We start from the raw sequence: 18,355 nt of genomic DNA on the forward strand, positions 1-18,355 counted from the left end.
TACTGGGCCGCATGAAGATTCGCGCTATTGCCCTGTCCGCCGCTGCCGCGGGCACCCTCTTTGCCGCCCAGCCCGCCCACGCCGACGCGATTGATGATGCCCTGGCGAAACTTCCCGCCGGCGAAATCTCCTGCGAGCAGGCAGAGAAGTACTGGACCAACGACGCCGACTACAACGCCAAGGTGCGCCAGGCGCGCACCATCGCCCGCTTCGACAGCCGCGGCCCGCAGATCCTCGACGCGCTCGCGCGCGTCGAGAGCGCGGCCAACCGCTGCGGGCTGAAGGGCACGAACGGCGGCAACCAGGGCGGTAACCAGCAGGCCCCGGCGAAACCTGCTCCAGCACAGCAGGCCCAGCAAGCTCAGCCTGCTCCCGCGAAACCTGCACCTGCCCAGCCTGGGAAGCCGCTGATCGTGCTCGCGCCGCAGGGCGTGCCGACTTTTGACGCCCCGGTGGCCAACGTGGCCACGGTGCGCCTGCCGGACCTGGCGGTCATCGCGCAGCAGCTGCTCGCCCAGTACGCACCGGGCTCCTCACTGCCTTTCTAGGCCTGCCACTCGTAGAGGACCTCTTCCCCGGCGCGGATGCGCACCCCGTAGGTGGGCTCTAACCACGCGTCGGTCTGGATTTCCTCGCCGCCCTCACCACGACTCCGTAGGGAGATCGTGGCGTTTTGCTTGTCCAGGACCTCCACCTCGGCGTGGGTGAGCCACTGGTTGCGGCGGCGCACGCCGATGAGCTTCTTGTGCTCGTCGAGTACCCAGCTGCCCAGCTCGGACAGCTCGGCAGGGGTGGCGGGCAGCGGGGGGCGTACCGGATCGTCGGCGGCGAAGCCCTCGCCGCGCAGCGCTTCGAAGCCCTGCTCGTCGCCGTAGTAGATGCTCGGCATGCCAGGCAGGCTCATCAGCAGCGCGAGCGCGATGATCTCGCCATCCTGGCCCACCTTGGAGGCGATGCGGTCGACGTCGTGGTTGCCGATAAAGGTGTTGGGCAGGGTGCGCGCGGCGATCTCGGCGTGGCGGCCGATCGCGTGGTCGAGCTCCCAGAAGTTCGTGTCCTTGATGGAGGACCAGAGTCCCTTCCACAGCTCGTACTGCGTGACCGCATCCAGGGTGCCCGCCTCGGTGATCGCGGCGTAGTCGCCGTGGATGACCTCGCCGAGGATGAGCACGTCTGGGAACTCCTCACGCACGCGCGCAAGCACGGTGTGCCAGAACTCGGGCGGCACCGAGTAGGCCACGTCCAGGCGCCAGCCCTGGATGCCGCGGCGCAGCCAGTGGCACATGATGTCCACCACCGCGTCGACAATGCGCGGGTCCTCGTGGTGCAGGGTCGCCAGGTCGGCGTGGCCCTCCCAGTCGGTGTCGCCGGCCAGGCCCTCGGCGACCCAAGGGTGGGTGCGGGCGACGTGGTTAAACACGCCGTCGAGCATGACCTGGATGCCGCGCTCATGGCAGGCTGCGATGAGGCGGTCGAAGTCAGCGTCGTCGCCAAGCCGGGCGTCGATGCGGTAGTGATCGAGCGTGTCGTAGCCGTGGCTGACCGACTCGAAGATGGGGCCGAGCAGAAGCCCGTTGCAGCCGAGCTCGATGAGGTAGTCCAGCCAGGCCTCCAGCTGGCCGAGGCGGTGCCCGGAATCGTCGCCTGCGCGGTCGCGGATCGGCGCGCCGGTGGCGCCGAGCGGGTAGACGTGCCACCAGATCACGTCGGCGAGTTGCGGTTTCATGTAGGTGGGCTCCTTCCACGCGGATGTAGGCTCAAGGGCATGACGCGCCGCTTGAGTGTCGAGGAACGCCGCGCCGAAATCCTCGACGCCGCCACCACGACCTTTGCTTCCCTGCCTTATGGCGATGTCTCTGCCCAGCTTATCGCCCAGCGCTGCGGGGTGTCGGAAGGCCTCATCTTCCACTACTTCGGCTCCAAGGCGGGCCTGTACGCGGCGTTTCTGCAGGAAACCGCATTCGACTTCACCCGCTTCCGCGAACCCGCCGAACTCGTGCGCGCCTACCTCGACCACATCGCCGCGCGCCCCCTCGTGTGGGCGGCCGGCCGCCGCAGCGGCGAGGAACCGCTCGAAGCGATCCACCTGCGCATCGAGCACCGCGACGCCGCGGTCCACACGCTGTGCGAGTTCCTCGGCCGCAGCGACGAGCGCGCCCGCGTCGCGGTCTCCGGCACGCTCGGCTTTCTCGACGCCATCGCGCTGGATTGGGTCGACGAGGGCTGCCCCGCCTCACGCCGCGAGCTGCTTCTCGACGCCACACTCGCCGCCCTCACAGCCGCCCTCTAGCCCTCCTCACGCCGGCGAATCAGCGGCTCAAGGCGGTCCTGGATACGCTCGCGCCACGCCTCGACGGCCTCCTTGTAGCCCACCTCGTGCGGGTGCATGCCGCGGTGGGTGAAGGTGACCTGCGTTTCGCCCTGCTCCTCCTCGCTGTCGCTGAGCTCGAAGATGAGCGAGGTGTCGTCCCAGTCGCGGTCCTCTTTCTCCTTGCCGGTGGTCTCGGTGTGCCAGACCAGGCGGTCGCCCTCTTCGGCCTCTTCGACGCGGAACTCGGCGTATTGCTGGTCCGTGTCGAAGTGGAACTCGCCGCCGGCCTCGGCCGCCGAGCCCTCGATGTGGTCGTCCCACCAGTCCTTCGGCGTGGTGATCGCCTTGAACACCGCGGTACGCGAGGCAGGCACGGTGAAGGTGGTGGAGAAGTCCTTGATGGCGCGGACCTTGGTGCCGTCGGAAAACTCGTAGTCCGGCATGGCGGAGTCGGGGTCGTAGATGCTGACCTCGTAGCCCTCGTCGCGAAGCTGACGCAGCCCCTCCTTGATGAGCAGGCGCCCCGCCTTGTTGAAGCTGGTCACGTTCGACACGTCGAGCACCAGCGTGCCGCCGACGATGCGCTCGCCGGACAGGTCGTGCAGGATCTTCTCCGCGGCGGTGAAGTTGATCATGCCCTGCAGCACCACCACGGTGCAATCTTCTCTGCGCTCCACCGACCGAATCCCCGGCGCCGTGTAGTAATCCGCACCCATCAGGTTCAGCCCGAGCGAGGCGGACATCTCGCGGAAGATCTTCACCCCGCGCACCGAGTTGCCCTGCTCGTTCAGCCGCGGACTCAGCGACGCCAAGCCCAGCTGCCCCGGCATTGTGCCGATCAGCCCGCCGGCCACGCCCGACTTCGCGGGGATACCCACGTTGACCATCCACCGCCCCGACCCGTCGTACATGCCCGCCGAAGTCATCACCGCCTGCGTAATGCGCGCCGCAGCCGCAGAGCACACCCGCTCGCCAGTGATCGGCTGGACTCCGCCGTTGGCCAGGGTGGCCGCCATCGTCGCCAGATCGCGCACGGTGACCAGCACCGCGCACTGCTGCGTGTAGGACTCGATCGCGTCGTGCGCCTGGTCCTGCACCATGCCGAACTCGCGCAGAAGGTGCGCGATCGCCAGGTTGCGGTGCGCGGTACTGATCTCCGATTCCACCAGCGCCTCGTCGATGCTCAGTTCGCGGCCGGCAAGTTTGGAAAAGAAGGCCCGGATCTTCTCCACCCGCGCCTTTACCGAGGACTCCGCGCCGTTGATCAGCTGGTTCACCGCGATCGCGCCCGCGTTGATCATCGGATTCGCGGGCCGATGGGTGCCCTCTTCCAGCGAAATCGCGTTGAAGGCCTCGCCCGAAGGCTCCACGCCCACGTACTTGTGCACCTCCGCCGCGCCTAGCTCCTCCAGCGCGAGCGCGTAGACGAAAGGCTTGGAGATGGACTGGATGGTGAACTCGTAGTCATCATCGCCCACCGAGTAGAGGTTCCCCGACGTCGTGCACAGGGCCACGCCGAGCTTGTCGGGGTCGGCGGCGGCCAGCTCGTCGATGTAGTCGGCGAGTTCGCCGCTGTCGTCGTCGCGGACTTGTTCCAGCAGGTGGTCAAGGTATTCGGGTACTGGCGTAGGCATGCGCGCCAGTCTAGAGCTTTGTGCTTAGCGACGCCCACTCTTACCTTTTTGTCCACTTTCCTTTACATTGTGGCGTGTTTAGTTTATTGTTTGTCGTAGGCGCTTACAAAACAGAAAGGAGCGCTGATGCCCGACACACACGAAAACATGGTCCGCAAATGGCGGCGGTGGCAGGAACTCTCCCAAGCCGACCTCGCCGCCCAGGTGGGAGTGTCCCGCCAGACCATCGCCAACATCGAAAAAGGCAACTACTCCCCCTCCGTCCACCTCGCACTCGACATCGCACACGCCCTCGGCAAAACCGTCGAAGCCCTCTTTGGCGACGAACAGGAAGGATAACCCCATGCTGAAGCAGTACGGCGACAAAAAGATCGCCCTGGCAAACCAGGGCACCGACGACGAATACCAGCAGCAGATCTTGCATCAGTCCAGCACCGTGACCTCGGAGACGCTGATGTACACCACCACGTTCATCATGGCGGTCCTCGCCTGGGCCCTGCCCGAGGGCGCAGCCATCTACTCGCTGCTGGTGCTCCTGCCCGGCACGCTCGCGCAGACCGCCGGCGCGCTGTGGATGCAGAACTACGCCCCGCGGCCCCGCCCGCCCAAGATTTTCACCCTGTCCACCCTGCCCATCTGGATCTTCCTCGCGATCACCTTCGCCGGCATCGCTTTTAACGACTTCGACGGTGACCCGGGCGGCACGATCGGCATGGTCATCGGCGCGGTCGTCGGCGGTGGTGCCGCCGCGTACTTTGCCCCACGCTTCCAGCGCCACAAGCGCCGCGACGACGAGGCACGCCTGAACGCCGACCTCGAAGATTAATACCTACGGTTATAATCGGCATTATTCCGATCACGACGAGAAAGGATGCCGATGTACCTCGCAGAAAAGCCGAACCCGAAACTTAACTACTTAAGCGACAAGCACGCCGAAATCATCAAGGCAACGCTTCCGCCGGTGGGCGAAAACATCGAGACGATCACGAAGACGTTCTACTCCAAGATGTTCGCCGCCCACCCCGAACTCATCGCCAACACCTTCAACCGCGGCAACCAGAAGCAGGGCGCGCAGCAGAAGGCCTTGGCCGCATCCGTCGCTACCTTCGCCACTCAGCTGGTGGACCCGTCAGCGCCGGACCCGGTCATGATGCTGGACCGCATCGCGCACAAGCACGTCTCGCTGGGTATCCGCAAGGACCAGTACCAGATCGTGCACGACAACCTCATGGCTGCGATCGCCGAGGTCCTCGGCGACGCGGTCACCCCCGAGGTCGCCGAGGCCTGGGACGCCGTCTACTGGCTCATGGCCGACGTGCTGATTAAGCATGAGGCCAAGCTCTATGAGTCCGACGGCGTCACCGACGGCGACGTCTTCCGCCGTGCGACCGTCACCGCCAAGGAGCAGCTCACCGACACGGTGTTCACCTACACTCTTTCCGGCGATTTCACCGCCCCGCGGCCCGGTCAGTACACCTCCGTGGGTGTCACGCTTGACGACGGCGCCCGCCAGCTCCGCCAGTACTCCATCATCGAAGGCGACGCGAACTCCTACCGCATCGCCGTGGAAAGCGACGGCGAGGTCTCCACCTTCCTGCGCGAGCACGTCGAGGTCGGCGACACCGTCGACGCCCCCCTCGCCGCCGGCGACCTCGTCCTCCAGGACGGCGACAACCCGGTCGTGCTGATCTCCAGCGGCATCGGCTCCACCCCGATGGTGGGCATCTTGGGCCACCTGGCCCGCACCAACTCGGACCGTAAGGTGTGCTACCTGCACGCCGACGAGTCCGCAGACTCCTGGGCGCAGCGCGAGGAAACCCGCACGCTCGCGGACAAACTCCCCAACGCCGAGGTGCGCGCGGCCTTCCGCAGTCAGGGCGAGCGCATCACCATCAGTGAGGCAGATGTCGACGGCGCTGATGTCTACCTCTGCGGCGGCGCAAACTTCCTCCAGGCCATCCGCGAGGATCTGGCCGAAAAGTCGCCCGCTAACGTCTACTTCGAGCTGTTCAGCCCGAACGACTGGCTGATCAACTAGCGCGGGTCGGTGATGCGCGCCCCGCACTCGTTGAGCCGGTCAAAGGGCTTGAGCTCGACCTTGAGTGCGCCCGCCTTCCCGTCAACGTAGCCTGCGTGGAGCGCGCACACCGTCCGGTCCGGGAGCGTGCCGTCCGGCCCGATGAACGGGCAGGCGCGCAGGCCCACCTCGCGGGCCCCATCAGCCGCGGTGCCCTCGCGCGGGAGCGGGTCGAAGCCCATCGCGCGCAACAGGCGCACGAGCGCTTCCGTCCCCTCGTCCAAATCCGCCGGCGCGTCCGCCTCGCGCCCGGCGGATTTCGCTGCCCACTGCTGTCCGATCTCGCGGGCTTGCTCCAGGTCCCCGTCGGCAAGCATCCCGGTGAGCATTTCGACCAGTTCGATGTACTCGCTCGCCACCTCACTGCCACGCGGCACCCGCGCGGTGAAGATATGCGAGGGACGGCCACGCCCCACCGTGTGCGCTTGCCTGCGCGAAACCAGCTCCTGCGCGATCAGCTCATCCAAGTGGCCGCGCACGGTGTTGATGTGCATGCCGAGCTTGTGTGAGAGCTCGGCGACCTGCGCCCCGTCGGGAAACGCCTGCAGGGCGTGAAAGACTTCCCGCTGCTTCGCGCTCAATTCGGCGGCGGCAGCGGTGAGCTGAGAAGCGGGGCGTGGCGCTCTTCGGCGAACCATTCTTCACACCCTCCTCCGGCTGGGAGTTCTTGGACAACTGCTTGCCTTAAGTATAGGAAGCGAACCGGTAAAACTCCTAGTTGGAGCATCCCCTTGTCCGCCCACATGCAACTTTAGTACGATTATTATCGTGGAAAAACTGAGTCGTGTGACGGGCGGGTGCATCGCCTTCTGGGCCAGCACCGCCCTCATCAACGTGCTTGCCGACGCCCCACGCTGGAACATCATCCACCCCCTCACGCTCGGCGTCGTCACAAACGCCATCCTCACCTACTCCACCCACTTCGCCGACGCCCTCACCCGCACCGCCTCCCGCCCTTTGCCCGTCTACGCGCGCCTCGCCGCAGTCAACCTCGCACTCGTCGCGCTGCTTTTCGACGCCCTCCCCAACCTCGCCGCCGCCACCGCCGCCTCCGCCCTGCTCTGGCACGGTGCCTCCATCGCCCGCAAGCTGCGCCGCAGCCTGCCCGGCCCCTTCGCCACCACCGCGTACTGCTACGTCGCCGCCGCCGCGTTCTTTGCCCTCGCCGTCGCCGCCGCCGTCCAGCGCGACATTGCCGCCCACTCCCGCCTCGCTGTCTGGGGCTTCGCGTGGACGACCATCGCCGGCACCGTCATCACCCTGCTGCCCACCATGACCAGAAGGCGCGCCTCCCCCATCGCCCGCAAGCGGCTCTCGTACGCGCTGGCCGCCCACTGCGTCGCCCTCCCAGCCGCGGCAGCGCTGCTCGGCACGCCACTTGCCACGGCAGCGCTACTAGTGTGCGCGCTTGCGTGGTCGTACGCGCTGCAACCCGTCCTGGCCGGCACGCTGTTTGACACGGACCTGTCGGTGCCCGCGCTCAGCGTCGCTGCCGGCGTGCTCTGGCTGCTCGGCGCGATGTACGCCGACGCTGCAACGCTTGCCCTCGGCGCGGAGCGCTTCCCCACAAACCTCCTCGTCTTCATCCTCGCCGCCGGGCTCGCGCAAATCGTCGCGGGCGCGCTCGGCCACCTCCTGCCAGTCCTCACGCGCCGCGCCACCGAGCCCGACCAAGGGTTTTTCAAAGCCGGCGTACTCAACGGCGGCGCCATCGTCGCGCTGATCAACCCGCCCATCGGCCTTGCCATACTGGCGATCGGGCTGGTCCTGCACGCAAGAAAGGTCGCTTTCCCATGAACCGAACCGAATCCCTCGCCTGGGGGCTGATCGCCCTCGTCGTCGCCCTCGTGGTGGGGCTCACCCTCGCGTTCAGCCCCACCGACACCGCGCAGGCCCCGATCAGCGAGGACGCCACGGTCTTCGACATCGACATCCAGGGCATGTCGTTCGTCCCCGACACCATCAACGTCGCGCCCGGCACCCACGTCGTGCTCACCATCACCAACTCCGACACCCAGCAGCACGACCTCAAGCTTGGCGACGGCCACACCGGCCGCATCGACCCCGGCGAAACCGTCACCCACGACTTCGGCGTCTTCGACGAGGACACGCAGGGCTGGTGCACAATCGCCGGCCACAAGGCGATGGGGATGACTTTTGATGTGGTCACGAGTGGGGGCGACGAGGCGTCGATAAGCGGCGAAGGGCGCGACGCGACACTGCCGGAAGCCAGCGGCGAGCTGCACGAGCACACCTGGACCATCGAAGACGACGGCGACACCTGGACCTTCGACGGCCAAGCGCCCGGGCCGACGCTGCGCGGGCGGGTCGGCGACCGCTTCCGCATCACCATCGAAAACCGCGGGCACATGACCCACTCCATCGACTTCCACGCAGGCGAAATCAGTCCCGACGAACCCATGCGCGACATCCAGCCGGGCGAGCACCTCACCTACGAATTCACCGCGCGGCGCTCCGGCATCTGGATGTACCACTGCGGCACCATGCCGATGAGCCAGCACATCGGGATGGGCATGGTCGGCGCCGTCGTCATCGACCCGCCCGAGCTTTCGCCCGTCGACGGCGAATACCTCCTCGTCGCGCGCGAAATCTACGGTGCCGAGCCCGCAACCGCCTTCAACGACCACCCCGCGCAATACATCGAGCGGCCCATCGAAGCGCGCGTCGGCGACACTGTCCGCGTCTGGCTACTGAACGCAGGCCCCGACACCGCGTTGAGCTTCCACGTCGTCGGCGAAATCTTCGACACCGTGTACAAAGAGGGCACCTATTCGCTTCGCGACGCCCACGACACCGGCTCCCAAGCCCTCGACCTGTTCGCCGCACAGGGCGGGTTTGTCGAGCTCACCTTCGACGAGCCGGGCACCTACACCTTTGTCAACCACCAGATGACGGCGGCGGAGCAGGGCCAGCGCGGCCAGTTCCTGGTTCGCGCGAACTAGCCCGGGCCACGTGGTCGGCGCCAGTGGGCGTGACCTGGCCCGACGGCGAGACGTAGACGATCTGCCCGCCGCGGCGCTCGGTGCGCCCACGGGTGGCACGCCCCGCCTGGTAGTTGTGGTAGCGGCACAGCCAGCCGAGGTTGCTCACCACCGTTTCGCCGCCATGGCGGTGCTCGGTCATGTGGTGGGCATCGCAGCGCGAGGCCGGCACGTCGCAGTCCTTCCACGTGCAGGTGGCGGAGTCGGCGAGCATCATCGTGCGGTGCTTCTCCGTGGCCAGGCGCATGTCGTAGGCGTTGACGGGGCCGTCCATCGCGCCGATCAGGATGATGTGGCCGAACTGCGAGAACTTCATCCGTACGAACTCTTCGCCGGACATGACGACCCCGTTGGCGAAGCGGACCGTGACGTCCTTGCCCTCGCCGGAGAGAATCTTCTCGTAGTCGCCCAGGTCCAGGTTCACGCTGAGCTTGACCAGGTAGTCGGCTTTCGGGCAGTCCTGGGTCAGCCAGGTGGTGACGTCGTTTTTGGCCGCGTCGTAGGCGGCTTGGACGTCGAGTGCGGGGCCGGTGACGCGTAGCGTCGCTAAGCCATCGCCATGGTGCTTGACGCGAGCGCACGCGGTGCGCGGGGCGGGCGGCTGCAACTCCTCTTTCAGCGCCGCCGCCCGCTTCCGGATCCGCGACAGGTCCCCGGCCGTGTTGCACAACGTGTCGATGTAGTGCCAGCGCTTCGTTGCGTCCTCGATCGCGTTCGCCGTGCGCGCGATGTAGGCCAGCGTCTCGATCCGGTGCCCGTTTTCGCGCGCCCCCTCGTGCGCGCGCTGCTGGTAGCGCGAGTGCGAAGTCGCCGCGCACAGCGTCCGCGCCGCCGCGACCAACTGCTTCGCGCGGTCGTACTGCACGCCCTCGGCCTGCACCTCGCGAGCAGACTTGCCCGCCGCAGCGGCGACAAAGTCGAAACCGCTCCGGTCGAACTGGGCAAGTGAGGCGAGTGCGTTCATGCCCGCCACAATACCCGGTTGACCAGCGCAAATGGAGGTTTGTGAGAAGTCTCCCACTTTGCCCGGATCACGGAACCGGCGGGCGAGTTTTTGCGTCTAATAGTGTTTAGGCTTTTGCGGCGAGCAGTTCGGCTTTTTGCGCGCGCACGGCCCGCACCATCAGCGGCAGGAAGGCAACGAGGACGCCGAAGCAGCACGCGCTCATCGCCACGCGCAGCCAGGAGTTTTCGGTGGCAATCCAGACCACGAGCGCGGCGTTGAAAAGCACCACGCGAAACAGCGAGCCGCGGGCGAGTTCGGCCAGCCCGGCGCGCACGGCGCGGGGGCCGCCGCCCATCGTCGTGGGCAGCAGGTAGCTCATGGTGCCGATCAGTAGCTGGGCGGCGAACCCGAGCAGGAGCGCGAGCGTCGGGATGTCCGGCAGGTCGATCGGCATGGCGAGGCGCACGGCGTACCAAAGCATCGCGACAAGCAGCCAGATCAGCGCAGCGAAGGCGCTTAGGCCGGGGTAGGTGACGCGGTCGCGGGGGTCGCGAAGCACGTCGAGGACGTTGACCAGAAAGCCGTGGAACGTCCACAGCCACGCGGCGACGTACACCAGCACGCCGACGCTGGTGAGCAGGTCCACGCCCGCGAGTGCGCCGCAGCTCGCCACGATCACACCGGCGGCGGCGAGCGGGATCGACGTGCCCGCGCGGTCTCGCATCCCGTTGATGCGCCACATCGCCGGGAACAGCACGGTCAGCGACGCGAGCGCGGCGAAGCCGACGAAGCCGCCGACGTTGACAAACAGGTGCGCCATCCGCACGCGCTCCTGCCATTCGCCGGGCAGCCCGTAGGACAGGGCGGCGCCGAAGACAGCGCCGACGGGCAGGCAGGCCGCGCTCGCCACGTAGCCAAGCGCGACGGCCCGGTGTCGCTTGTCGCGCCCGGCGCGGCGCACCTGCGCATACAGCAGCCACGCGTGCCAGGCCAGGACGCCCGCGACGAGCGTCGCGCCGACCCAGGTCAGCCAGTAGGTCACGAGCACCTGGCCGACCAGCACGGCCACCACGCCCGCGTTGAGCGCCCAGGTGCGGCGCAGCTGCGCGGGCCGGGCGGCGTCGGGAAGCCGCTGTTGCAGGAAACGCTCGGTGAGGTTTTGCGACCACACCACGATCGAGTTGGTCAAAATCCCGAGCGTGAACACGTGGATGAGCAGCCACCCGGGCTCGGTGAACACAACGTGCGTCAGCCCGAGCACGATAAACACGAGCATCCAGACGGTCACCGGCCTAGACGCGCGCCTGTGCCAGCTGTGCGGGCTCCAATCCTTCGCCATATTCCCAATATAGCCCGTGCTTATTCGATGAGCTCGAGCAGCTTCTCGACGACCACCGCCCTGTTCCCCTCCGCCAACGGCCGCGCATAAATGTGATCGTGCACCCACAGCCCCGAGGCCAGCACCGAGGCCGCGAGCAGGTTCGGGTCGGTTGCCGTGTCGTCGGAACGCGGCAGCCACCGGTCCTCCACCTCGAGCCAGGGGCGCGAGAAGTCGGGGTGCGTGCGGGAGTGGAGGGTGACCATGAGCTCGGCGAGCGGCTCGTGTTCGCTCATGGTCACCAGCATCGCCCGGTAGCGCTCGCGCGGGGTGAGCGCATCTGCGTCCTTGCCGCCGGCGTGGGCGCGGACTTTGTCCTCCCACACGGCCGCGGTGTACTCGTGCAGCCCGACCAGCAGGGCGTGGCGGGACGGGAAGTGGTAGAGCAGGCCGGACTTGGACAGGTCGGTCTCAGTGGCGAGCCGGTCGTAGGTGACGGCCTCGATGCCGCCCGGGTCGGAGGCGACGATGGCGTAGGCGGTGCGCAGGATGTCGTCGCGCTTACTTTTGCGGGGCATGGAGTTCTCCAGACTTGGGGTTGTCGCGGAAGCAGAACGCGGTCGTGGCGGAAAAGACGAGCGCCGCGGCGGCGAGGACGAGTAGGACGGCGTGGTAGGCGTCGGTGTAGGCGGTGGCGGCGGCGGGGTCTGGCGTGGCGTCGTAAAGCGCCTCCATGCCCCGCGGGAAAGACCGCTCGAACCAGAGCGGCAGCAGCGAGCCGGTAATCGCGACGGTGAGCAGGGTGCCGAACTCGTAGGAGACCTCTTCGACGCCCGCGGCCATGCCCGAGCGGTGCGCGGGCGCGGCACCGATAATCGCGATCGAGCTGACGCTCATCACGCAGCCGGCGGAGAAGCCGAGAATGACCAGCGCGAGGAGCTCTAGGGCGAGCCCCTCGGCGGAGTCGCCGGCAATCAGCAGCGCGGTGCCGACGGTCGCGCCGAGGAAGCCTCCGGCGATGAGCGGGAGGAAGCCGATGCGGTGCAGGTTCGCGCCGCCGAGGACGGAGGCAGGGATCGCCGCGACGGCCATCGCGGTAATGACTGCGCCCGCGTGCAGGGGCGTGAAGCCGCTGACCAGCTGCAGCTTCTGGGCCGTCATCAGCTCCACGCCCGCGAGCACGAACATGCCGCCGGCCGCGGCGATCACGCCGCCGGTAAAGAGGCGGGAGCGGAAGATGTCGAAGGTGAGCAGCGGGTCGTCAAGCCGGTGCTGGCGGCGCACGAAGAGCCAGCCCGCAGCAACGGCCACGGCAGCCGCGACGAGCGGTACCCAGAGCGCGCCGTCCGGATTCGCCACGCCCTTGATCGTCATGGTCAGCCCAGACAGCGCGAACAGCGAGTAGACGGAGGAGATGACGTCCCAGCGCTTGGCCGGGTTCGGCACGTTCTCCGGGGCAAGCACCAGCGTGGCGATCAGCGCGATCACCACGACGGGCACGTTGATGAGGAAGACCGAGCCCCACCAGAAGTGCTCGAGCAGCGCCCCGCCGACTAGCGGACCGAGCGCCGCACCGACAACGGCGACGGACGCCCAGATGCCGATCGCCGTGTTGCGCTCCTGCTCGTTGGGGAAGGTCAGGCGGATGAGTGCGAGTGTGGCGGGCATCATCACCGCCGCGCCGAAGCCGAGCAGGCCGCGCGCGGCGACCAGCTCCCAGGCACCCGGCGCGAAGGCGGCGGCCAGCGAGGCCACGCCGAAGATGACCAGGCCGACGAGCCACATGAGGCGGTGGCCGAGTTTGTCGCCAAGCGTGCCGGTGCCCAGCAGCAATCCCGACAGCACCAGCGGGTAGGCGTTAATGATCCACAGCGACTGCGCGGGCGTCGTGTGCAGCTGGGTGCTCAGCGCCGGCATGGCGGTGTACAGGATCGAGTTGTCCAGCCCGATCATGAGCAGGCCGGAGGAGATTACGGCAAAGAAGGTCCAGCGTTGGGTTGCAGAGTGCATCACGCGCCGAAACTGTAATGACCGTCCGTTTAACTTTCAACTCGGGGGAAGCGGATGGAAGCCTCGTCGCGCACGGAAAGCTCGACCTCGCCGCCGACTGGGAAGGTCAGCAGCGGGTTGGTGTGCCCGAAACTGGCGTTGGCCACCACGGGTTTGCCCTCGAGCTCCGGGATCGACGCGATCGTCTCCTCCAACATGGCGCGGTTGACCCGGCTGGCGGTTTGGAAGCGGCCGATGACTACGCCCTCGATGCCCTCGCCGTCGGGCATCTGCAGCAGGGAGACCAGCTCGCGGCGGAAGTCCATCACGCTGTACTTGCCGGTGACCTCGGCGAATAGGATGGCGCGCTCGAGCGAGGGCATGAACTCGGTGCCGGCGAGCAGGCCGAGCGTGCCCAGGTTCGCGCCAAGCGCCACGCCGTGCGCGGTGCCTTCCTGGATGCTCCACCAGCCGTCGTCGGGCTCGCGGACGCGGGCGTCCTGGTTGATGAACCAGTCGTCGTCGGTAAACCAGGTGCCCGGCCGCCACTCGATCGGCCCCTGCTCGAACGCGGCGGTGACAAAGCAGTCGCGGGTGAGCTCGGAGTGATCCCGCATGCCGAGCGTGGACCAGTGCGGGCCGATGTAGGTGGCCATGCCGGTGCGCGCGTAAATCGCGTTGGCGATCGCGGAGATGTCGGAGTTGCCGCACATGAACTTCGGGTGCTCGGCAATCAGGTCGAAGTCGAGGTGCGGCAGGACCTCGTTGCTGGTAAACCCGCCGATGACACTCATGATGCCCGCGACCTCCGGGTCCGTAAACGCCGCGTGCAGGTCTGCGGCGCGCGACTCGGCCGAAGAGGACCAGAACATGTCGGACTCGCGCACGTTTTCGCCGAAGGTGACGCTGATGCCCAGGTCGGCGAGGCGTCGATTAGCGAGGCTCTTGACATAAAGCCCGGCCTCGCCCTGCTCCACATAGGCCAGGGAGCGGGAGGGGGCGACCACGCGGATGGTGTCGCCCGCTTGCAGAGGTCGCGGGTAAGTAGTCATTGTTCCGACATTACCCGCACGATCGCGTCGATCGTTGCTTGCGGAAGTGGCGCGGGCAAGCTGAAGCGCAGCGCGGACTGGGCGAGTTCGGGCGAGTAGCCGAGCGCGGTGAGCACGGGCGAGGGTTCAGCAGCGCCTGCCCGGCAGGCCGAGCCGGAGCTTGCCGCGAAGCCCGCGACGTCGAGCGCGACCAGCAGTGCCTCGCCGCTGATGCCCTCGACGACGAAGGACGCGTGGTTGGGCAGCCGCTCAGTGCGGTGTCCTGTCAGGCGTGCGCCGGGCACATGCTTTTCGACGCCCACGATCAACGCATCCCGCGACGCCATCACCTCCAGTGCACGCTGCCCGGCGCGCGCCTGCTGCGCCTTCACCGCCGCGGCGAACCCGGCGATGCCCGCCACATTCTGCGTCCCGGCGCGGCGCCCGCCCTCTTGGCCGCCGCCAAAGATGACGGGCTCGAGCGGTACGTCGCGCGGCAAAAGCAGCGCGCCGACCCCGGCCGGGCCGCCGAACTTGTGCGACGCCAGCGCCACGGAGGTTGCGCGCGGGCCCGGCCAGCCGCCTGCGGCAAGGTCGACGGGCAGGTTCGCGGCTGCTTGCACGGCGTCGAGGTGCAGCGCGACCTCCGCGGGGACCTCGGGCACGTTTGCGACGGTGCCGACCTCGCTGTTGGCCAGGCCAAGCGCGACGAGCGTGGTGTCCGGGCGCAGGAGCCGATCCAGGTCGGCTTGGGTGAACCTGCCGCAAGCATCGACGGGCACGTAGTCCACCTCGAACCCGTGCAACCTTTCAAGCGCGGCGCAGCTTTGCAGGACCGAGGAGTGCTCGATTGCTGAGGTGATGATGTGGCAACCACGCGGGGCGGCCAGTGCGCGGCCGATGATGCCGAGGTTGTTGGCCTCGGTGCCGCCGGAGGTGAACACCACGCCGGCCGGGTGTACGCCGAAGGCCGCGGCGATCGTGGCGCGGGCCGACTCGAGCGTTGCGGCGGCGCGCTCGCCGGCGGAGTGCACGCTCGAGGGGTTGGCGCAGGCAGTGTCGTAGACCTGCAGCATCGCGGCGCGGGCTTCGGGCAGCAGCGGGGCGGTGGCGGCGGCGTCGAGGTAGGTGTCCACTAGTCCGCTACCTCGTCGAGGCCCAGGTCCAGTGCGCGGGCGCTGTGGGTCAGCTTGCCCACCGAGATCACGTCGACCCCGCAGGCGGCGATTTCGGCGACGGTGTCGAGGTTGACGTTGCCGCTGGCTTCGGTGGGCACGTGGGCGTCGATAAGCGAGACTGCCTCGCGCAGCTCGGCGGGCGAGAAATTATCCAGCATGATGCTGTCGACGCCCGCGGCGAGCACCGGCTCGATCTGCGCGAGCGAGTCGACCTCGACCTCGATGTGCGTGGTGTGGCTGACGCGGGCGCGGATCGTGCGCAGCGCCTCGGTGATGCCGCGCGCATCAGAAGCGCCGAGCGCGGCGAGGTGATTGTCCTTGACCATCACCGCATCCGAGAGGCTGAAGCGGTGGTTGTGGCCGCCGCCGGCGCGTACCGCGTGCTTCTCAAAGGCGCGCAGGCCAGGGGTGGTTTTGCGCGTATCCACGATGCGGGCGCCGGTGCCTTCGACCGCGGCGACGTAGCGGGCGGTCAGCGTGGCGATGCCCGACATCCGCTGCGCGAAGTTCAGCGCGACGCGCTCCGCGCTCAAGATGCCGCGGGCCGGGCCCTCGATGAGCGCGAGACGCTGGCCGGCATCGAAGTGCGTACCCTCGGGCGCGAGCTCGGTGACGGTGATCCGCGGGTCCGTGATTGCGAAGGCCGCGCGCACCACCTCGCCGCCTGCGAAGACGCCCGGCTCGCGAGCGACGAGCGCGGTGCGTAGGCGGGCGTCGGCTGGGATGGCGGCCTCGACGGTCGCATCACCCCACGGCATGTCCTCTTTGAGGGCGGCGCGGACGGCGGTGGTGATCAGCTCCGGGGTCAGCATGGCTTCGCCGCCAGCATCCGCTCGAGCGCGACGCGCGCGTCGGCCGCGGTGGCTTCCGGCACCACGATCTGGTTTTCCACCCGGCCCTCGAGCAGCGACTCGAGCGTCCACGCCAGGTAGGCCGGGTGAATGCGGTACATCGTCGAGCACGGGCACACCACCGGGTCCAGGCAGAAGATCGTGCGGTCCGGGTACTGCTGCGCGAGCCGGTTGACCATGTTGATCTCGGTGCCGATGGCGATGACGTCGCCAGGCGTGGACTGCTCCACCACGCGGCGGATGACTTCGGTGGAACCGGAGGAATCGGCGGCGTCGACAACCGGCGCGGGGCACTCCGGGTGCACCACGACGTGCACGCCCGGATACTCCGCGCGCGCCTTCTCGATCTGCTCGACGGTGAAGCGGCGGTGCACGGAGCAGAAACCGTTCCACAGGATCACCTTCGCCTGCGCGAGCTCGTCTGCGGTGTTGCCGCCAAGCGGCTCGTTCGGGTTCCACATGCACATTTGCGCATCCGTAATGCCCATCGCGCGCGCCGTGTTGCGGCCTAGGTGCTGGTCCGGCAGGAAGACGACGCGCTCGGCGCGCTCGAACGCCTCCTTGAGCACCGTCGCTGCGTTCGAGGACGTACACACCACGCCGTCGTTACGGCCGCAGAACGCCTTGATGTCGGCGGCCGAGTTCATGTAGGTCACCGGCACGATCGCCTCGCCGGGCAGCGCCTCGCGCAGCTGCTCGAAACAGGCCTCGACCTGCGTAAGGTTCGCCATATCCGCCATCGAGCACCCGGCGTTGAGGTTCGGCAGCACCACGGCCTGGTCCGCGCCGGAGAGAATGTCAGCGGTCTCCGCCATGAAGTGCACCCCGCAGAAGACGAAGGCCTCGGCCTCCGGGTGCGCCTTCGCCTGCTGGGCGAGGTTGAAGGAGTCCCCGATAAAGTCCGCGAACTTCACGATCTCATCGCGCTGGTAAAAGTGCCCCAGGATCTTCACCCGGTCACCCAGCTCGTCCTTCGCCGCGGTGATCATCGCGTCGAGTTCCTCCGGGCTCGCCTGCGTGTACCGCGCCGGCAGCGGCACCTGTGGGGTGGGTAGCGGCGAGAACGTGTCGTCGCGCGAAGCGCCCGGCCCGTAGGAGGCGTTCTGGGCGGTCTGCCACGGCTCGGCGGGCAGCTCCGTGTCGCAGGTGGCCTCTTGGGCCGCCTTGCGCGTGATCAAATCGGCAACTGAAGGCATGGTTCTTACTCTTTCTCGCTCATGAATCTGTAGTACTTCGCCGGCCGGTGTTTGGCGCCGGCTTCGGTGGCGCCTGTGGCCTCGAGTTCTCCGCTCGCCAATGCTTGCCGACGAAAATTCGCCGGATCCAGCCCCTTCCCCCCAATCGCCTCGTGCACCCGGCGCAACTGCGTGAGGGTGAAGGACTCCTCGAGGAAGCGGTGGGCAATCAGGGTTTGCTCCGCGCGCTTTTGCAGGCGCGTGGTCCCGGCGCGGATGATCTCCGCGTGGTCGAAGGCCAGCTCGGGCAGCTTGCGGGTGTTCCACCAGGCGATGTTGGGGTCGTCGGGAAGCTCGGCCCCTGCGAAGTCCTGGGGCCGAAACTGCGCCCAGTACGCGATGGTGACCATGCGCTGCGCGTCTGCGGAGCGCTCCACCGATCCGAAGGCGTAGAGCTGCTCCAGATAGTTCGGCGTCGCACCGCTAGCCGCAACGAGCGTCTCGCGCGCGGTTTCGCCCAACGTCTGGTTCCACTGCGTCGGCCCGCCGGGCAGCGCCCACGCCCCACGGAAGGGGTCGCGTACGCGGCGGACCAGCGGGATCCACAGCCCGCTGTCTGCGTGGAGTTCGGTGGCCGCTGTTGTCGGGTTGTGCAGGGCAAACGCGACGGTAGACACCGCCACCATCGGCCCGAGCCTTTGGCGCTCGGCTACGTTGAGCCGTTGCAAGCCGAACATGGGCACTCCTTACTTATAGTCATGCTGACTTTAAGTGAGCTTAGGCGAGGCGGCGGGTCCGGGCAAGCACCGGCTTCACGCAAAATCGGCCCGGTGCATTGCGCAC

The 18,355-nt window shown here is 67.7% G+C and carries 19 protein-coding genes and 1 pseudogene; 7 read left to right on the forward strand and 13 right to left on the reverse strand.

The features are described 5' to 3' along the window. Positions 1-11: 11 nt before the first annotated feature. Positions 12-548, forward strand: a complete 537-nt coding sequence (locus tag HMPREF2990_RS04155) for a hypothetical protein (RefSeq protein ID WP_070762842.1) — start codon at positions 12-14, stop codon at positions 546-548. On the opposite strand, the gene HMPREF2990_RS04160 is transcribed toward HMPREF2990_RS04155, so the two are convergent. Next, positions 545-1,726, reverse strand: coding sequence for an alpha-amylase family protein (locus HMPREF2990_RS04160; protein WP_070762843.1), 1,182 nt, complete (start codon positions 1,724-1,726; stop codon positions 545-547). The genes HMPREF2990_RS04155 and HMPREF2990_RS04160 overlap by 4 nt on opposite strands. 39 nt (positions 1,727-1,765) lie before the next feature. Here HMPREF2990_RS04160 and HMPREF2990_RS04165 point away from each other — a divergent pair, with 39 nt between their 5' ends. Then, the gene (locus HMPREF2990_RS04165) at positions 1,766-2,290 is read left to right on the forward strand and encodes a TetR/AcrR family transcriptional regulator (RefSeq protein ID WP_070762844.1); all 525 of its coding nucleotides are present in this window, start codon (positions 1,766-1,768) and stop codon (positions 2,288-2,290) included. Here the strand turns inward: HMPREF2990_RS04165 and HMPREF2990_RS13195 are convergent. Together HMPREF2990_RS13195 and HMPREF2990_RS04170 are read right to left on the reverse strand one after the other, a co-directional pair. After that, entirely contained in the window at positions 2,287-2,685 is a 399-nt protein-coding gene (locus HMPREF2990_RS13195) for an SRPBCC domain-containing protein (RefSeq protein WP_246817427.1), read from the reverse strand. The two genes, HMPREF2990_RS04165 and HMPREF2990_RS13195, sit on opposite strands and share 4 nt — an antisense overlap. Before the next feature lie 18 nt (positions 2,686-2,703). Further along, positions 2,704-3,945, reverse strand: a pseudogene (locus HMPREF2990_RS04170) (glutaminase); the annotation flags it as partial. A gap of 126 nt (positions 3,946-4,071) precedes the next feature. On the opposite strand from HMPREF2990_RS04170, the gene HMPREF2990_RS04175 reads away from it, so the two are divergent. From HMPREF2990_RS04175 to HMPREF2990_RS04185, 3 genes are read left to right on the forward strand one after another with little or no spacing between them, the layout of a single operon-like run. Next, positions 4,072-4,284, forward strand: a complete 213-nt coding sequence (locus HMPREF2990_RS04175) for a helix-turn-helix transcriptional regulator (RefSeq protein WP_070762846.1) — start codon at positions 4,072-4,074, stop codon at positions 4,282-4,284. Positions 4,285-4,288: 4 nt separating this feature from the next. Continuing rightward, entirely contained in the window at positions 4,289-4,771 is a 483-nt protein-coding gene (locus HMPREF2990_RS04180) for a hypothetical protein (RefSeq protein WP_070762847.1), read from the forward strand. 51 nt (positions 4,772-4,822) lie between these two features. Next, a complete protein-coding gene (locus HMPREF2990_RS04185) occupies positions 4,823-5,983 on the forward strand; it encodes a globin domain-containing protein (protein ID WP_070762848.1) in 1,161 nt (386 codons plus the stop codon). On the opposite strand, the gene HMPREF2990_RS04190 is transcribed toward HMPREF2990_RS04185, so the two are convergent. Further along, on the reverse strand, positions 5,980-6,660 hold the full coding sequence (locus HMPREF2990_RS04190; protein WP_070762849.1) for a helix-turn-helix transcriptional regulator: 681 nt from the start codon (positions 6,658-6,660) through the stop codon (positions 5,980-5,982). The two genes, HMPREF2990_RS04185 and HMPREF2990_RS04190, sit on opposite strands and share 4 nt — an antisense overlap. Before the next feature lie 130 nt (positions 6,661-6,790). On the opposite strand from HMPREF2990_RS04190, the gene HMPREF2990_RS04195 reads away from it, so the two are divergent. After that, positions 6,791-7,819 carry a beta-carotene 15,15'-monooxygenase gene (locus HMPREF2990_RS04195; RefSeq protein ID WP_141757796.1) on the forward strand — a complete coding sequence of 343 codons (1,029 nt, stop codon included), beginning with the start codon at positions 6,791-6,793 and terminating at the stop codon, positions 7,817-7,819. Beyond that, entirely contained in the window at positions 7,816-8,985 is a 1,170-nt protein-coding gene (locus tag HMPREF2990_RS04200) for a multicopper oxidase domain-containing protein (RefSeq protein WP_070762851.1), read from the forward strand. The genes HMPREF2990_RS04195 and HMPREF2990_RS04200 overlap by 4 nt, the downstream gene beginning before the upstream one ends. Here HMPREF2990_RS04200 and HMPREF2990_RS04205 read toward each other — a convergent pair. The 9 genes from HMPREF2990_RS04205 to HMPREF2990_RS04245 all read right to left on the reverse strand — a co-directional run bounded on the left by HMPREF2990_RS04205 (position 8,921) and on the right by HMPREF2990_RS04245 (position 18,249). Further along, positions 8,921-9,988 carry an HNH endonuclease signature motif containing protein gene (locus HMPREF2990_RS04205; protein ID WP_070762852.1) on the reverse strand — a complete coding sequence of 356 codons (1,068 nt, stop codon included), beginning with the start codon at positions 9,986-9,988 and terminating at the stop codon, positions 8,921-8,923. The genes HMPREF2990_RS04200 and HMPREF2990_RS04205 overlap by 65 nt on opposite strands. A gap of 106 nt (positions 9,989-10,094) precedes the next feature. Next, positions 10,095-11,309, reverse strand: coding sequence for a copper oxidase (locus tag HMPREF2990_RS04210; RefSeq protein WP_141757797.1), 1,215 nt, complete (start codon positions 11,307-11,309; stop codon positions 10,095-10,097). Positions 11,310-11,329: 20 nt separating this feature from the next. Next, positions 11,330-11,866 carry a TetR/AcrR family transcriptional regulator gene (locus HMPREF2990_RS04215; RefSeq protein ID WP_070762854.1) on the reverse strand — a complete coding sequence of 179 codons (537 nt, stop codon included), beginning with the start codon at positions 11,864-11,866 and terminating at the stop codon, positions 11,330-11,332. Then, positions 11,850-13,298 (reverse strand): MFS transporter, encoded by a 1,449-nt coding sequence (locus tag HMPREF2990_RS04220; RefSeq protein WP_070762855.1) that lies wholly within the window; start codon positions 13,296-13,298, stop codon positions 11,850-11,852. The genes HMPREF2990_RS04215 and HMPREF2990_RS04220 overlap by 17 nt, the downstream gene beginning before the upstream one ends. A 29-nt stretch (positions 13,299-13,327) precedes the next feature. After that, complete coding sequence (locus HMPREF2990_RS04225) at positions 13,328-14,329, reverse strand: S66 family peptidase (RefSeq protein WP_070762856.1); 1,002 nt, start codon at positions 14,327-14,329, stop codon at positions 13,328-13,330. Further along, positions 14,326-15,444: a cysteine desulfurase family protein gene (locus tag HMPREF2990_RS04230; protein WP_083317001.1), complete on the reverse strand. Its 1,119-nt coding sequence runs from the start codon at positions 15,442-15,444 to the stop codon at positions 14,326-14,328. Before HMPREF2990_RS04230 ends, HMPREF2990_RS04225 begins: the two co-directional genes overlap by 4 nt. Beyond that, positions 15,444-16,298, reverse strand: a complete 855-nt coding sequence (gene nadC / locus HMPREF2990_RS04235) for a carboxylating nicotinate-nucleotide diphosphorylase (protein WP_070762857.1) — start codon at positions 16,296-16,298, stop codon at positions 15,444-15,446. The genes HMPREF2990_RS04230 and nadC overlap by 1 nt, the downstream gene beginning before the upstream one ends. Beyond that, entirely contained in the window at positions 16,292-17,533 is a 1,242-nt protein-coding gene (gene nadA / locus HMPREF2990_RS04240; protein WP_070762858.1) for a quinolinate synthase NadA, read from the reverse strand. The genes nadC and nadA overlap by 7 nt, the downstream gene beginning before the upstream one ends. Positions 17,534-17,538: 5 nt before the next feature. Next, positions 17,539-18,249, reverse strand: coding sequence for an NUDIX hydrolase (locus HMPREF2990_RS04245; protein WP_070762859.1), 711 nt, complete (start codon positions 18,247-18,249; stop codon positions 17,539-17,541). Positions 18,250-18,355: the final 106 nt, after the last annotated feature.

It is taken from the genome of Corynebacterium sp. HMSC071B10 (assembly GCF_001814825.1).
Lineage (GTDB): Bacteria > Actinomycetota > Actinomycetes > Mycobacteriales > Mycobacteriaceae > Corynebacterium.

Excerpts from the sequence above, each read along its gene's own strand:
- HMPREF2990_RS04180 (WP_070762847.1), top strand. The coding sequence starts at position 4,289 with ATGCTGAAGCAGTACGGCGACAAAAAGATCGCCCTGGCAAACCAGGGC.
- HMPREF2990_RS04215 (WP_070762854.1), bottom strand. The coding sequence starts at position 11,866 with ATGCCCCGCAAAAGTAAGCGCGACGACATCCTGCGCACCGCCTACGCC.
- HMPREF2990_RS04175 (WP_070762846.1), top strand. The coding sequence starts at position 4,072 with ATGCCCGACACACACGAAAACATGGTCCGCAAATGGCGGCGGTGGCAG.
- HMPREF2990_RS04160 (WP_070762843.1), bottom strand. The coding sequence starts at position 1,726 with ATGAAACCGCAACTCGCCGACGTGATCTGGTGGCACGTCTACCCGCTC.
- HMPREF2990_RS04245 (WP_070762859.1), bottom strand. The coding sequence starts at position 18,249 with ATGTTCGGCTTGCAACGGCTCAACGTAGCCGAGCGCCAAAGGCTCGGG.
- HMPREF2990_RS04225 (WP_070762856.1), bottom strand. The coding sequence starts at position 14,329 with ATGACTACTTACCCGCGACCTCTGCAAGCGGGCGACACCATCCGCGTG.
- HMPREF2990_RS04190 (WP_070762849.1), bottom strand. The coding sequence starts at position 6,660 with ATGGTTCGCCGAAGAGCGCCACGCCCCGCTTCTCAGCTCACCGCTGCC.
- HMPREF2990_RS04185 (WP_070762848.1), top strand. The coding sequence starts at position 4,823 with ATGTACCTCGCAGAAAAGCCGAACCCGAAACTTAACTACTTAAGCGAC.
- HMPREF2990_RS04165 (WP_070762844.1), top strand. The coding sequence starts at position 1,766 with ATGACGCGCCGCTTGAGTGTCGAGGAACGCCGCGCCGAAATCCTCGAC.
- HMPREF2990_RS04220 (WP_070762855.1), bottom strand. The coding sequence starts at position 13,298 with ATGCACTCTGCAACCCAACGCTGGACCTTCTTTGCCGTAATCTCCTCC.
- nadC (WP_070762857.1), bottom strand. The coding sequence starts at position 16,298 with ATGCTGACCCCGGAGCTGATCACCACCGCCGTCCGCGCCGCCCTCAAA.
- nadA (WP_070762858.1), bottom strand. The coding sequence starts at position 17,533 with ATGCCTTCAGTTGCCGATTTGATCACGCGCAAGGCGGCCCAAGAGGCC.
- HMPREF2990_RS04155 (WP_070762842.1), top strand. The coding sequence starts at position 12 with ATGAAGATTCGCGCTATTGCCCTGTCCGCCGCTGCCGCGGGCACCCTC.
- HMPREF2990_RS04210 (WP_141757797.1), bottom strand. The coding sequence starts at position 11,309 with ATGGCGAAGGATTGGAGCCCGCACAGCTGGCACAGGCGCGCGTCTAGG.
- HMPREF2990_RS04200 (WP_070762851.1), top strand. The coding sequence starts at position 7,816 with ATGAACCGAACCGAATCCCTCGCCTGGGGGCTGATCGCCCTCGTCGTC.
- HMPREF2990_RS04205 (WP_070762852.1), bottom strand. The coding sequence starts at position 9,988 with ATGAACGCACTCGCCTCACTTGCCCAGTTCGACCGGAGCGGTTTCGAC.